Genomic DNA, 14,775 nt, shown 5'->3' with positions numbered 1-14,775 from the left:
TAGCCATCAACACCCACCTACATCATAAATTCTGCGTAAGAAGTATAGAAGAGAAAGAAGAATTAATATGCTGTTTGCAGGAAATTAACTTCCTATTTACAAAGTATCAACAAGAAGGGATACACGAAATCAATACATTGCCTTACAATGGATTAACTTCCTATTTAGTCATAACAACATAGCACAAGCGGATGGAAGCAAGGTGCGCAGAACTTTATTTCTATGAGAGAGACTGCATATCATTCAGCCTCTTATAATAGCCGTTCTTCTCGAGAAGTTCCTCGTGCTTACCACGTTCCACGATTTCACCTTCATAGAGTACACAAATTTCATCCGCATTCTTGATGGTGGAAAGGCGGTGGGCGATGGCAATCGTGGTACGGGTCTTCATTAGCCGTTCCAGCGCCTCCTGCACCAGGCGTTCGCTTTCGGTGTCGAGTGCGGAAGTAGCCTCATCGAGTATCAGGATGGGTGGATTCTTCAGGATGGCACGGGCAATACTGATGCGCTGGCGCTGTCCGCCGGAAAGCTTGCCGCCACGGTCGCCAATGTTGGTCTGATAACCGAGCTCGGTCTCCATGATGAAATCGTGGGCATTGGCAATCTTTGCAGCTTCAACCACCTGCTCAATTGTTGCATTTTCCACACCGAAAGCAATGTTGTTGAAGAAGGTATCATTGAACAGGATGGCCTCCTGGTTCACGTTTCCTATCAACGCACGCAAGTCGTGGATGCGAAAATTCTTAATATTCACACCGTCAATTGTAATCTCACCCAACTGCACATCGTGATAGCGCGGCAGCAAATCCACCAATGTCGACTTGCCGGAGCCGGACTGACCGACAAGTGCAATGGTCTGTCCTTTGGGCACCATCAGATTGACGTGCTTCAACACTTCGCGCTTGCCGTCGTAACTGAAGGAGAGGTCCTTAAATTCAATCCGGTCATTCATCCCGTGCAGCGGCAACGGGTTTACCGGTTCCTTAATGGGGTTCTCGGCTTTCAGTATTTTGTCCACACGTTCCATGGATGCCAGACCCTTTGGAATGTTGTATCCTGCCTTTGCAAAGTCTTTCAACGGATTGATGATACTGTACAGAATCACCATATAGAAAATGAACGTTGAAGCTTCCATGGAAGTACCATCGCCCAAAATAAGCAGACCACCAAACCACAGAACCAATACAATGAGCAACGTACCGAGGAATTCGCTCATAGGATGTGCCAACGACTGACGGATGGCTACCTTGTTGGTGGCATCACGCAGCTCGTTGCTACATTGTTTGAAACGGTCCACCATCTTGTCTTCGGCTATGAAAGCCTTGATGATGCGCAGTCCGCCCAACGTCTCTTCCAGTTGCGACATCGTGTCGCTCCATTTCCCCTGGACTTCCAGCGACTTGCGTTTCAGCTTCTTGCCGACCTTTCCCATCAGCCAGCCCATACCCGGCAATACCAGGACAGTAAACAAGGTCAGCTGCCAACTGGTTACAATCAAAGTGGAAAAATAAAGCAGAATCAGGATAAGATTCTTGAGCAGCATATCCAGTGAACTGGTAATGGAGTTTTCAATTTCGCCTACGTCACCGCTCATACGTGCAATGATGTCCCCTTTTCTTTCTTCAGAGAAAAAACCAAGTGGCAAGTGCATCACTTTGGAATAGACCATCACACGGATATCGCGTACTACTCCCGTACGCAAAGGAACCATTATAGCAGAAGAACCGAAGTAGCAGGAGGTCTTCAGCATGGTCATGAAAGCAAGGAAGAGCCCCATGAACAGCAGTGTCATCTGCGGCCCGTGTGTCTCAATCATCTGGGTGACGTAGTAGTAGAAGTTGTTCACCGCCACTTCCTTCAGGCTGCCGCTTCCCCACTCCATGAAGTGATATACCTCGGTATTCGCCCCAGTCTTGAAAAGGATGTTAAGGATAGGGATTAACAATGTAAATGAAAAGACGTTGAATATAGCGGACAGCACATTGAGCACGATTGCCCAACCGATATATCTCTTGTAAGGCGACACAAAGCGCCGCATCAGTTGTAGGAATTCCTTCATTGATTGTAGTTAAGTGAATTATAAGGTTGCAAAGGTACAAGAATAAAATGAAAAACATCTAAGTTCGATGCTTATCTCTAAATATAAAACGACAGCGGACTATTAACTAATCCGCTGTCTACATAAAAAATCACTGACCATCAATAGTCATATATTCCTCACAAAATATATTTATGAAAGTGACTGCATATCATTCAGTTTCTTATAATATCCATTAAGAGCTATAAGCTCATCATGCGTTCCACGTTCCACAATTTCACCTTCATAAAGTACGCATATCTCATCTGCATTTTTGATTGTAGACAAACGGTGGGCAATGGCAATGGTAGTACGTGATTTCATCAAACGTTCCAAAGCTTCTTGCACCAAACGTTCACTCTCTGTATCAAGTGCAGAAGTGGCCTCATCCAAAATCAAAATAGGAGGATTCTTCAAAATCGCACGCGCTATACTGACACGTTGTCTTTGCCCACCAGACAAACGCCCACCACGGTCACCAATCATAGTATCATATCCTTTCTCAGTTTCCATAATAAAATCATGTGCATTAGCTATCTTTGCAGCTTCAACAACCTGCTCCATCGTAGCATTCTCGACACCAAATGTAATATTATTAAAAAAAGTATCATTAAACAGAATAGCTTCCTGATTCACATTGCCTATTAATGACCTTAAACTGCTTATGGAAACATCCTTCACATTCTTACCATCTATCAATAAGGCTCCTTCTGTGACATCATGATAACGAGGAACCAAATCTACTAAAGTGGATTTTCCTGATCCTGACTGTCCTACCAGAGCAATAGTCTTACCTTTATGAACCGTCAAATTAATATGTTTCAAAACTGGTCTTCCCTCTATATAACTGAAACTTACATCACGAAATTCCAATTTATTCTCAAAGCCATTTAATGATAAGGGCTGCATAGGATCTTTTATATGGCTCTCAGCCTTTAATATCATGTCAATACGTTCCATACTGCCAAGCCCTAAAGGTATATTATAAAAAGCCTTAGAGAACTCTTTTAAGGGATTAATGATACTATAAAGAATAACTAAATAGAAAATAAAAGTGGCTGCATCCATGGGAGAATAAGTATTACTCAAAATCAATGAACCACCAAACAGCAATACGATAACGATGATACAAGTACCCAAAAATTCACTCATCGGATGAGCTGAACTCTGACGGATTACCATTTCATTCACAGCATTTCTAAATTCATTATTGGTCTTTGCAAAACGCGCAGACATTTTCTTTTCTGCAAGAAAAGCTTTAATCACACGTAATCCTCCCAAGGTTTCGTCCAATTGAGACATTATATCTCCCCATTGGGCTTGTGCCGCTGATGATTGTCTTTTCAATTTACGGCTGATTATTCCCATGAGCCATCCAGCCAATGGAAGAATTATAAGGACAAACAAAGTCATCTCCCAACTTACAGTAAACAAAGTGACAAAGCAAACCAAAAGAGCTATCGGATTACGAATTAACATGTCAATGGAACTGGTTAAAGAATTCTCAACAACAGTAACATCCGCACTCATACGAGCAATAATATCCCCTTTACGCTCCTCAGAAAAGAAACTAAGAGGCAACTCCAATACTTTATTATATACTTGAATACGGATATCACGAACAATACCTGTACGAAGAGGGACCATAATTGCAGAAGAAGCGAAGTAACCTGCAGTCTTCAATAACGTCATAAAAACCAATATACATCCCATCATAACAAGTGTAAGAAAAGCGCCATGTTCCAAAACAAAATTACTGATCCAATAATAAGCATTATTAATAAGAACATCTTTGTCAAAGTTTCCCCAGTCCATGGGCATATATTCATACACTTTAGTGTCAATCTTAAACAATATGTTTAAAATAGGAATAATAGCCATAAAAGAAAAAACGTTCAGCCATTGAGAAAGGAAATTCAGTATCAATGCCCACGTTAAATACTTGCGATACGGCATGATATATCGCTTCATCAAAGAGAAAAACTGTTTTACCATAAGTTTTGATTATAATTAAATTGCTAAATTACACGAAAATACCTAAATACTCAAAATAAAAATTTTAAAAATTCAGAATATGAGAATAAATAGCTATACGCTGTTCTAACATCTTTTTCCAATCATATAAATCTTCTAATTTACGTTTAGCTTGTAAAACAAGTCTACACTGCATGTTACTATCATTAGCCAACCTAATAATCGCATCTGCAAAATCCATAGCTGTATCCGCCTTTAAACACTCTTCATTATCATTAAAACTAATCCCCTCTACTCCTTTAGAAGTAGTAACAAAAGGAATGCCCAAAGATACAGCATCTAATATTTTCATTCTCAACCCACTACCGATGCGTATAGGAACAAGAGCAATACTACCTTTAAGAAAATCACTCAAATCCTCCACATAACCTACAAATTTTATTTCTGGACAAACAGAAGAAAGTCTTACTATATGAGAGCAATCCCACCGTCCTGCAACCCTAAAATCAAAAGAGAATCCTTGCTTATGCAAATAAGGAGCCACCTCTTTGCAAAACCAAGTAATCGCATCTAAGTTCGGATAATGATCTCCACTTCCAACAAACGTTAATCTATGAGTAATTGCCGGAGTAAATTCTTCAATAGAAGTATCTGACATCTGCACCACCGCTGGAGAAGCATAAATACGTTCTTTACGACCAAGAAAATCAATCAGCAGTTGTCTGTCTACTTCAGTCAAAGCAATTACATGCTTATATTTTAGCAAGGCAGCTCGCTCATAGTCCTTTGCCACAGAGAAAAGCATGCGATCTTCATCTGTCATCTCTTCAAACAAAGACATTTCATTAGCATTACGGACATATCTTAATTCATGATGCACAAAAATCGTTTGTACATTTTCCGGCAATAAATATCCTACAGAAATCAATTCATAAAATTCAACCTGAATAATATCATATCCTTGCTTTATAACCTGACAAATATATTGAGCATATCCAGATTCAAGGGGCTCAAAAACCGATCTTAAAAGAGCAGAATTCTCGCGAACTGGATCTAAACCTGATTCCATATCTACCCCCATATTCACAATCTGCCTTCTCATTTTGCGCTCCACAGAAGCCTTCACTCTTTTCAAAACATTGTAATATAATGGATTACGGACTTCAATATGTACAGATTTCTTTTTAGGCCATTTATATACAAAAAAATCTACATTTGCCCACAATTTTTTCAGGGCCACTATATTTTTATCATGTTCTTCGGATTTTGAGCAAAGCAAAATTGACACCGACATTCGATTACGGATATAATTAACCATATTAAAAAAGGCCTGATTACCTCCTGAATCTAAAGGATATGGAATATAGGGAATTATAAAAAGTATCTTTTTCATATTTTCTCAAAAACTCATTTTTTCAACAAATGGCGATACGCCACGTGTAAAGCGGCAACATAATCTATTTTACCAAGAGCATAACATAAACGGACAAGATCACACAAACTGAAGTTACCACGAACTGAGCAAGACAAAATCGTATGAGTATAAGCTTCTAAAGCTTTTCTCAATCTAGCATCTCTAAGATTGCAAGGATAATGTCTGTTTATCCAATTAAAAAAAAGGCCTGTTGCTCTAAGCTTTTCCTTATCAAAACCTACAGAATTACTAATATTCTCACCTTCTACATTTCGCCAACACACAGCCCTCCCAGGTAGAGAAATAATTCCTTCTGTTAAATCGGCAAAACTTGCCCAAGTAGCATCATCCGAACACCATGCAAACGGAAACTTCACAAAACCTTTTATTTGTTTCCAAACATCACGGCTAAAAACATACTCACAAGCAGCCGAACTAATCTTTCCTGATAACTTATCCAATAAAAACTCATATCCAGAAATCCGTTCCGTTTCAAAAGGAGGATTCTGATATTTCATGTTACCACAAGCATCTATTACCATTAAAGGGAAACGCATACACACCAGCTTATCTCCATATTTCTCAACAGCCTGCATTACTCTTTTAACCCCATCAAACGGCATTATATCATCATCAGAAAAAAGCCAAACCAACGGCTCATTGGATAAAGCAATACATCTATCCCACTGCCCAGGCAAATCTACGCCTCCAAGATTCGTACTAAACCGATGGTAAACAATATCTAACTTCTCATCATAATCATGGACAAGCCCTTCTATATTCTCCGGACTCGCATCATCACCCACATATACAATAAATTCTGAACTATTCTGCTTAAGTATTGAATCCAGAGTTTCTCTCAAAAAACGAGCTTTATAAGCAGGTATAATTATTGCCAGTTTTTTCTCCATCTTTAGTTATAACAATTAATCATATAAAGCAGTCAAAATGCTTCTATCATAGGCTTACTACTACAACTTCATTCCTTTGGCAAAGTATTCAAGGCTTCATTATACACACCAATATACCGTTCTGCAGTATGAGTAATATTCATTTTTTTAGTAACCTCACTAGTCCGCCTCTTCAACTGCATGTACTTTTCATTATCTGTAGCCAAAAGCAAAATAATCTGCGCCAATTCATCAACTGGTATTTCACCCTCCCTAAGTTTAAATAACATACCAGCCATATTACCAGCTTCATCAGCCAACATATTACGAACTTCTCCTATATCACTCGCCACGACTGGAGAACCACTCATCAAACTTTCTATCACAACTAAAGGGAAACTCTCACCCTTGAACCGAGAAGGTAACAATCCCACATCAGACATAGCAAAATAATTCCTGACATCACTTTTGCGTCCCAGCAAATGAATATAAGAAGGAAGGTTTTTACCTTTTAAAAAGTCATAACATTCTCCTTCCCCAATCAATATCAAATGAATCGGTCGCTCTGACTTCCTCCTTGCTATTTTTACAGCCTCTATCGCTTCTATCCAGCCTTTCTCAAAAATAGCTCTACTAACCAATGTCAAACAAAAAGCATTTTCTTCAATACCCAACTCAAGTCTTTCGTGGGGAACAATAGGTATTTGCGGAAGCCCATTTCCTATTTTCCGAAATTGCAAGTTTTGAAATAGGCCCTTAAACGGAAGCAAGTTTTTATCAGCAATATATACAAAACAAGAACAGCTTGGGATCACAAACTCCAATATTCCATCCAAGTTCTTTTTAGAAATAGCTTCATACATACCATGAAGTGTAATAATATGCTTACAAGCACCTTCCTTATTCCTTATAACGCGAGCTACAAAGTAATCCACAGTCCCTTCATGAGTATGAACGATCTCCGTTCCAAGAGCAGAAATTACACCATTAAAGAATTTAACGTCACTAAGTTCGATTAATGGTATATCTCTATCCAGTTTTTTCCTGATTCCTTCGTCATAATTTGCTCTTCTAAAATCAACAAAAGTTACTGCTATCCCCTGCTTTTTCAATTCATTTGCCAAATAAATGGGAAATACCTCTCCCCCACCTTGAATTAAAGAATAGCCGCAAATAGCAACATTCGGACGCCGACATTTTGCACACTCTTTTATCTGATTAAGATCGTATATTCTCTCAACCTCCTCTACCTTGTTTTCATGTTTTCTATCTATACAATGCCGTACTAAGTTATTCTTAACAGTATCAAAAATCGATAAATCTACTGCATAGTTCTGGGCTACAAAACAAGAAACACGAAAAGTTTCAATATAATAATCCAATGTATCTTGAACTTTCAATGAAGTACTATTCTCATGTATTCTATAATAATTGGTCACTTTATTAGTATAGCTGACAGCTCCTCCTCGAATCAACCATAGATAAAATAACCAATCACCACATAAGGACATATCTTTCCAGATAGCAGTAATCTCATCAGGTATAGTACCCACATTTCTAAAAACCGCACTACTGACATTTGGGACTACATTTTTAATCCCAAAAGCCTTATTCACAAGCATGTGAGCCGACATAACAAAAGGAGCATTCCAAGATATTGACGAATCCTTTAGATATCTCTCTATTGACCATATTTTTTTACCATCTTTCATGAATACACTCCTTGCAAAGGAAAGCATTACCGATTGGTGGCGCAACCCTAAAAGTACTTCTTTTAAAAAACCTTTATCACAATAATCATCACTTTCAGCTATCCATATATACTCTCCTTTGGCCAAACTCAATCCCTTATTCCATTGAGCAAAAACTTTTCCCGAATTCTTCTCATTGACTATTAAACGGGTTTTTTGTGGATATTTCTGAGCATATTCAGTCAATATTTCAACACTATTATCAGAAGATGCATCATCCAATAGAATTACCTCAAACTTTTTATACGTTTGGCTATAAATTGAATCCAAACGTTCTCTTAAATATAGAGCATGATTATAATTTGGAACAATAATACTAACTAAAGGTAAACTATCCTGAGCCAAAGGAATATCAAGAACATCAAAACAACGATTATTCACTTTAAACAATAGTTCTTTTTCTGAAACTTTCCTAGTAAAATGAAGGAATTTTAAATATGTAAAATTAACTTCATCATAAGAAATCACCTTTTTAAGCAAAGTTACTTTCAGTATTCTATATTTTTCAATAGTGTATATACCATTTCCACGAATCTTCTTCTCATATATAAATGACAAAAATTTACGTCTCCAAAAGGTAATCTTATTTCCATTCATAACAGTCAAATTTTATATAGTCTATTTATGTCACAATACTTAAATTATACCACAATCGTTTAAAAGATTCAAGCAACTGCCTAAAATCATAAGCGTTCCCTTTGTTCCGTACATAAACAAGGTAAAAAGAAACTTAAATACCTATTAATTCTTTCTATTACATATGCGCCAAACCCACCTCCTAAATCCTCTTTCAATCTATTAAATAAAGAAAGCCTTATCATAGGGTCAACATCAGCTCTCTTTATTTTTTTATAAAAGACACCACGCCTTAGCGTTCTTTTATAAAAAGTTAGTTGAGGTAGATATTTTTCCATTTGTTTTATAATCTCAAAATCCTCTTCCAAAGCAATACCCGCCTTTTTCGCTTTCATCGAAGTAGATTGATGATATCTAAAAAAATTCAACTTTTTATATATCTCAATCACCTTTCCTTGACGCATCATCTCAATCCAAAACAGCCAGTCTCCACTGGATCTCATAGAACAATATTTTGTCTTATCCACCGTCTCCGCAAAATCACGTCTAAAAAGGACCCCACTTGCATTGTATATATAACAGCGCCAATACATATTATACAAGAGATAATCATTTCCATTAAAAACCTTATATCCTTTTTTGCAAGAATACTGTTTTTTTCCCCATCTATCATGATCAATCCCAATTTTATTCCCAAATTCATCCACACAGAAGCTTCCCACAAAACATAAAGCAGCATCTTCATTTTCTTCCATTAAAGGAACTGCCATATCTAAAAAAGAAAGTTCTGAGTAATCATCACTTTCAGCGATCCAAACATACTTACCACGAGCTAAAGCCAATCCGTTAGCCCACTGAATAAAAGGAGTACCGGAATTACAAGTGTTTATCTCTACATGAGAAACACGGGAATTATGTTGATATAACTTTATTATTTCCAAACTTTCATCAGTAGACGCATCATCCAAAAGTATAACCTCAATATTTTTATACGTTTGACATAATAACGTCTCCATACGTTGTTCCAGGAAACGAGCATAATTATAATTAGGTACAATAACGCTTACTAATGGCTTTTTATTCATCACTATTATCAAAATTCATTTCAAAAGCGATGCCGCTTTGATTTAAATACTAACCTGAAAAAATGATATATACCGCGGTATAAAAATAAATGATTACAAATCATCCAACGCTTTATCGCACAAGATATTCCAATATGCCGCCAGCTAAACCTATCGTACTTATGTATTTCAAAAAGCACCTTATTTACAATATCTTCTGCCGCAAAAGAACGTTCCACTAACTGGATATGATCTATTAAATGCAATCCTCTCTGAATAACAAATATAGGGGATCTATCCCAAATTCCCTTTGCAAGGATAAAATCATTCTGCTCACATACAGCCAAAAACAATTGATACTCTTTCTGGGGATTATACTTACCCAGCATAGCACTTCCTTCTCGAATAACATAGTGGTATTTAGGAAGATCTCGCATCACAATATTTTCTGCTTTATAAAATACTTGATAAGAGATAGCTATGTCTTCAAAAATACGATTGAGCGGAAAAGCTATATCAGAGAATAAGCAACGCTTATATAATTTATCCCAAACATAGTTCCTTATATGTTTATCTACTGCCAGTGCACGGATACCCTCGTCACGAGTAAACACAAACTGCTTTCCCGAAGCATACTTCGCCACACTTCTCCCATCCTTGTCCCGGCAATGTGAGCAAATGGATATATCCGCCTCATTTTCCTTCAGCAAGCAGTACAAAAATTCGTACATATCCGGTTCAATCCAGTCGTCGCTATCCACGAAACCAAGGAATTCACCTTGAGCTACCGCCAAACCTCTATTCCTAGCTGCACTCTGACCTGCATTTGCCTGATGGATAACTTTTATCCGCCCATCCCTTTGGGCAAATAAATCACAAAGCTCTCCCGAACCATCGGAAGAGCCATCGTCAATCAATATTATTTCCAGATTCTTATAAGTCTGCCCGCAAATGGACTGCAGGCATTTACTCAGATAATCCTTCACATTATAGACCGGTACAATAATACTTATCAGAGGCAATGATTCAGCGTTCTCCATAAGCCGCAACAATTACCACAACCGCAAAGTGGCCATCAACGGATAGCCCACCCGCCATCGCAATTTAAACTTACGTACCAGATTCCAAGGCTTGGTTCTGGTCTTACCTTGAAAATACCAGATGTAGTTGTTTACGGCATCCAGTACCCGTGAAGAGGACTCACCGTCCAGATGCGCCTCATGCTTGTGCACGTAGGCACGCATCCGCTCCATCAGTTCTGCCGGACGGGAAATGGCCTTTTCTATCGCTCCTTCTACAGCATCCGTCTCAGTGACATTCAGCAAATGATCCCCTGGCATGGTGTTACAATAGGTCACAACCGGTTTGTCCAACATCATCGCCTCAACAATCACAGACGAAGCATCGGACAACAATACATCCGCACTGTTCAGCAGCTTGGCATCAACAAGTCCACTCTCGTGGAAAGTAATATTGGGGCAGGAAGCGGCCAGTTCCTTGTATTTCTTGAGGACTTCCATATCCGAAAATTTCGGATGGAACGAAATAATCCAATCCCAGTTCTTCTCGCGCACCAGTCTCTTGATGGTATCAAACAGATGAGGAGCAGAAGTTATATTTTTGGTAAACGTAGAAGAGTACAAGACTACCGGACGTGCATTATGAGGAGTATGTGCACGTTCCTTCACGAAAGTATCCGCCTTGCACCAGCCAGTTTCATATACCTTAAAGAAGCCGTATTTCCTCTCAAGCTCCTTGAAGGGAAGAGTGCTCGTTTCTCCTTGTGTGCAATAGACATCGAACCATCCGCGAACAGAAAAATGGTCATCCTTTTCATCGCCACGCTTATTGATGGGGTAGCCATGGAAAAGGGAGACTTTCACTCCCGGGAAGAAATCATAAATATAATTGCCCGGTGCAAAAACAGCAATAGGCTGATAATCCATCACTTCCTGGACGGATTGAAGCCACCTCTCATCCTGGGCCAACAGAACCGGGCAGTCTGACTCGATAAACCATGCAACATCATCCCCTCTACGCCTGATTTCGTCCTGAAGCGGGCGAAGTATAGGATAGGAATAGGCTACCGAAACGAAAAATAAATAATGCTTCTTCATACACTCAAAATATCACGGCAACGACACAATCGTCACCTCATTTTACCAATAGAACAATAAAATTCAGCCCTTAGTTTGTAACAGTTTTGCTTTCTTTGCTTTAAACGTCTGCAAAGTAAATACAAGAATTCTGCATATACTGCATCAATCCAGAAAAAAAAATGACTTTTATCAACTTTTCTCCAAAAGTTGCTGTTTATGAAGCTTTTTCTTCTCTAAAATATCTATCTTTGCACCCCACTATTTTAAAAGTACTATTTTATGAGAAGAAATCTTTTTCATTGCTCCAACAGCCAACAAGGAGCAACAGATAAAGTGACTCTTTTATTCGGAATCACCATTTTTTTCAAATTCCTGCTATTCGATTTCATCTGGAGCATACCCACCACATTCGCTTCATTCTCTACCATCGAATTTTATGCGACCAAAATAATAGCCACCCTCGTACTTCTCGTCCCCTATAAGTTCTTCCGGTTCTGGAAAACAGAGATAGTCATCATGCTTTTGCTGGATATACTACTGATTGTCAACCTGATGTATTTCCGCACCTACTATACTGCCATTCCACTTAACAGCTATGGACTTTCTGGAAACCTAGCCGATTTCACCGGAAGCGTTTATGACTCTTTCCGCTGGTACGACATCTTCTTCCCTCTATCTACCATTGCCAGTATCCCCCTTTATTGGCATTACAAAAGAAATACCGCCGGAAGAACATCATACAAGTATTACGGAGGGGCTTTGGGAATCGGTATCCTGCTGTTTGCCATCACCACCCTGGCCAAAGGAGGATTCAAGGAAGCATACAACACCGTCCGCCAGAAAGCCTATCTGTGTGCAAGCACCACTTCCATGTATACCGTCTTCGGAAGCCTATGCTATGACCTCATCAACCAGAAGCAGGAGGCCACCCCACAGATACAGCAAGAGATAAAGGAGTGGCTGAGCCAGAAACCCGGACATCACCCTTTGGCCGGACGTATCGGAATCCGCAACAACTGCATCGTCATCCTGGCAGAATCTCTGGAAAGCTGGGTACTCGAAAGGGAAGTGGAAGGGCAAGAGATTACTCCATATCTCAACAAACTGCTGCAAGACTCCACCACCTTATACGCTCCCCACGTACTAACGCAAGTGAAAGGAGGGCGCTCCATTGATGCACAGCTGTTGCTTTGCGCCGGTATGCTGCCTATCAACAGCGGCACATACAGCAGCCAATATCCTGACCACACCTACGGAACCCTGCAGAAAGCCATGCATCAGCAGAAGAACTCGCGCAACTACCTCCTGACCATTGATAAAGTATCGACCTGGAACCAAGGCGTCATAGCCTACAGTTTCGGGACCGACACCATCATTGCTTATCATGACTTTGAACTGACAGAAGCTTTTGGCACGCACAAACGTACCGGAGACGGCTCCTTCCTGGCGCAATGCCGCCAAAAAATAGAGAAGGGGGAAATCTGGAAGAAGGGGGAGAATGTTTACATGCAGCTGGTGACCTACTCCGGCCATGCTCCCTTCAAATTGCCAGAAGAATTGAAAGAGATTCATTTCTCTCCGGCCATTCCACAGAAAATGAATGACTACATGACCACTGCACGCTATACGGACAAGGCGATAGGAAAATTCGTAGAGTACCTGAAAACACTCCCACAATACGACGAGACCCTTATCGTCATCACCGGTGACCACGAAGGACTGGCTACCTACCGTGAAGAATTGTGCAACGCCCCCGGTGGCAAGGGTATCGTATCCGACAAGACATTCACCCCTTTCATCATAGTAAACTCTCCGGTAGGCATGCGTTATGATAAAGTGATGGGACAAATCGATATGTACCCCACCCTGCTGAACCTGCTCCAACTGGATGATTACTACTGGAGCGGATTGGGCCAAAGCATCCTCGACCCATGCAAGAAAGGATTCGCCATCAGCCCCCAAATGGAGGTGGTAGGTGAAGAGCCCACCCCGGCAGAAGCCGAGTTCGCCCAAAAAGCATACGATATTTCCGACCAGATGATACATTTTGATTATCTTTGCTCAAAAGCGAAGATAAGCGGCACCTCAAAATAAAAAATGAACAAGTTCATTTTGTTCTGCTTTCGGTTTGCACTATCTTTGCACCGTTCAAAAGAAGTAAAATGTAAATAAAAACAATGAAGGTACATATTCATCCGCATTATGCCGCCTACGAGAGTTATATCCGAGCCATCCCATCGGAAGAATATGAACGGGAAGAGGTTTATTGTAACCGAAGAAACACAGTCGAAAGAGTGCGGTTCGGAGACAAGGACTTCGTAATCAAAAAATACAAAAGACCTGCCCTCATAAACTGTCTCATTTACACTTGGTTTCGCAAAAGCAAAGCGCAGCGCGCCTTTGAATATGCAGAACTTTTTCTGCAACGGGGAATAGAGACCGCCCCTCCGGTAGCTTATATAGAAATCAAAAAGAATGGTTTCTTCCACACCGGATACTTTATTTCCGAATACCTCCCCTACCCGCTTGTAACGGATATGTTCGGTATGGAAATGGAGGAAGAAGAGAAAAAACGGCTAAGACATGACCTCGTAGACTTCACTCTCCAATTACATCTGAACAAGGTCTTGCCACTAGACTATAATCCCAAGAATATATTTTACCGGAAGACAAACGGCAAATATCACTTCGCCCTCATTGACATCAACCGCCTGAAGCTCGGTAAAGTGCCCGGTATCAGAATGTCCATGAATGCCTTCAGCCAACTGGGTATTCCCGCCGATGACTTCATGAAAATAATACCTCTATATGCCGAGCAAAGAGGATTCGATATTGAAGAATGCATATTCTTCACTCTCTTCAGCAGACTGAAATGGAGAAAGCAAAGACAATTTAAAAATTTCGTCAAAAGCAAGCTTCATTTCTGAAAT

Annotated in this window: 10 protein-coding genes; 2 read left to right on the top strand and 8 right to left on the bottom strand. The window is 39.9% G+C overall.

Annotated elements, in window-relative coordinates:
• Positions 1-220: 220 nt before the first annotated feature.
• The 8 genes from H1A11_RS16595 to H1A11_RS16560 form a co-directional block, all read right to left on the bottom strand.
• Complete coding sequence (locus H1A11_RS16595) at positions 221-2,059, bottom strand: ABC transporter ATP-binding protein (RefSeq protein WP_181757467.1); 1,839 nt, start codon at positions 2,057-2,059, stop codon at positions 221-223.
• A gap of 171 nt (positions 2,060-2,230) precedes the next feature.
• A complete protein-coding gene (locus tag H1A11_RS16590; protein ID WP_117599806.1) occupies positions 2,231-4,072 on the bottom strand; it encodes an ABC transporter ATP-binding protein in 1,842 nt (613 codons plus the stop codon).
• A 64-nt stretch (positions 4,073-4,136) separates the two neighbouring features.
• On the bottom strand, positions 4,137-5,444 hold the full coding sequence (locus tag H1A11_RS16585; RefSeq protein ID WP_117599807.1) for a glycosyltransferase: 1,308 nt from the start codon (positions 5,442-5,444) through the stop codon (positions 4,137-4,139).
• 14 nt (positions 5,445-5,458) lie between these two features.
• On the bottom strand, positions 5,459-6,376 hold the full coding sequence (locus H1A11_RS16580) for a glycosyltransferase (protein WP_119961738.1): 918 nt from the start codon (positions 6,374-6,376) through the stop codon (positions 5,459-5,461).
• A 68-nt stretch (positions 6,377-6,444) separates the two neighbouring features.
• Positions 6,445-8,703, bottom strand: coding sequence for a glycosyltransferase (locus H1A11_RS16575; RefSeq protein ID WP_181757466.1), 2,259 nt, complete (start codon positions 8,701-8,703; stop codon positions 6,445-6,447).
• Between the two features lie 86 nt (positions 8,704-8,789).
• A complete protein-coding gene (locus tag H1A11_RS16570) occupies positions 8,790-9,767 on the bottom strand; it encodes a glycosyltransferase family A protein (RefSeq protein ID WP_174646477.1) in 978 nt (325 codons plus the stop codon).
• A gap of 20 nt (positions 9,768-9,787) precedes the next feature.
• On the bottom strand, positions 9,788-10,786 hold the full coding sequence (locus H1A11_RS16565) for a glycosyltransferase (RefSeq protein ID WP_181757465.1): 999 nt from the start codon (positions 10,784-10,786) through the stop codon (positions 9,788-9,790).
• A 12-nt stretch (positions 10,787-10,798) separates the two neighbouring features.
• The gene (locus H1A11_RS16560; protein WP_117599812.1) at positions 10,799-11,863 is read right to left on the bottom strand and encodes a CDP-glycerol glycerophosphotransferase family protein; all 1,065 of its coding nucleotides are present in this window, start codon (positions 11,861-11,863) and stop codon (positions 10,799-10,801) included.
• Between the two features lie 261 nt (positions 11,864-12,124).
• Between H1A11_RS16560 and H1A11_RS16555 the strand changes: the two genes are divergently transcribed.
• Together H1A11_RS16555 and H1A11_RS16550 are read left to right on the top strand one after the other, a co-directional pair.
• Positions 12,125-13,939 (top strand): LTA synthase family protein, encoded by a 1,815-nt coding sequence (locus H1A11_RS16555; RefSeq protein WP_117964287.1) that lies wholly within the window; start codon positions 12,125-12,127, stop codon positions 13,937-13,939.
• An 83-nt stretch (positions 13,940-14,022) separates the two neighbouring features.
• On the top strand, positions 14,023-14,772 hold the full coding sequence (locus tag H1A11_RS16550) for a lipopolysaccharide kinase InaA family protein (RefSeq protein ID WP_117599814.1): 750 nt from the start codon (positions 14,023-14,025) through the stop codon (positions 14,770-14,772).
• Positions 14,773-14,775: the final 3 nt, after the last annotated feature.

This window comes from Bacteroides sp. CACC 737 (genome assembly GCF_013874375.1).
Taxonomy (GTDB): domain Bacteria; phylum Bacteroidota; class Bacteroidia; order Bacteroidales; family Bacteroidaceae; genus Bacteroides; species Bacteroides uniformis.
This window is presented reverse-complemented; position numbering and strand designations above follow the sequence as displayed.

Coding starts and splice junctions, on each gene's coding strand:
- H1A11_RS16555 (WP_117964287.1), top strand. CDS start 12,125: ATGAGAAGAAATCTTTTTCATTGCTCCAACAGCCAACAAGGAGCAACA.
- H1A11_RS16565 (WP_181757465.1), bottom strand. CDS start 10,786: ATGGAGAACGCTGAATCATTGCCTCTGATAAGTATTATTGTACCGGTC.
- H1A11_RS16575 (WP_181757466.1), bottom strand. CDS start 8,703: ATGAATGGAAATAAGATTACCTTTTGGAGACGTAAATTTTTGTCATTT.
- H1A11_RS16560 (WP_117599812.1), bottom strand. CDS start 11,863: ATGAAGAAGCATTATTTATTTTTCGTTTCGGTAGCCTATTCCTATCCT.
- H1A11_RS16570 (WP_174646477.1), bottom strand. CDS start 9,767: ATGAATAAAAAGCCATTAGTAAGCGTTATTGTACCTAATTATAATTAT.
- H1A11_RS16580 (WP_119961738.1), bottom strand. CDS start 6,376: ATGGAGAAAAAACTGGCAATAATTATACCTGCTTATAAAGCTCGTTTT.
- H1A11_RS16550 (WP_117599814.1), top strand. CDS start 14,023: ATGAAGGTACATATTCATCCGCATTATGCCGCCTACGAGAGTTATATC.
- H1A11_RS16585 (WP_117599807.1), bottom strand. CDS start 5,444: ATGAAAAAGATACTTTTTATAATTCCCTATATTCCATATCCTTTAGAT.
- H1A11_RS16595 (WP_181757467.1), bottom strand. CDS start 2,059: ATGAAGGAATTCCTACAACTGATGCGGCGCTTTGTGTCGCCTTACAAG.
- H1A11_RS16590 (WP_117599806.1), bottom strand. CDS start 4,072: ATGGTAAAACAGTTTTTCTCTTTGATGAAGCGATATATCATGCCGTAT.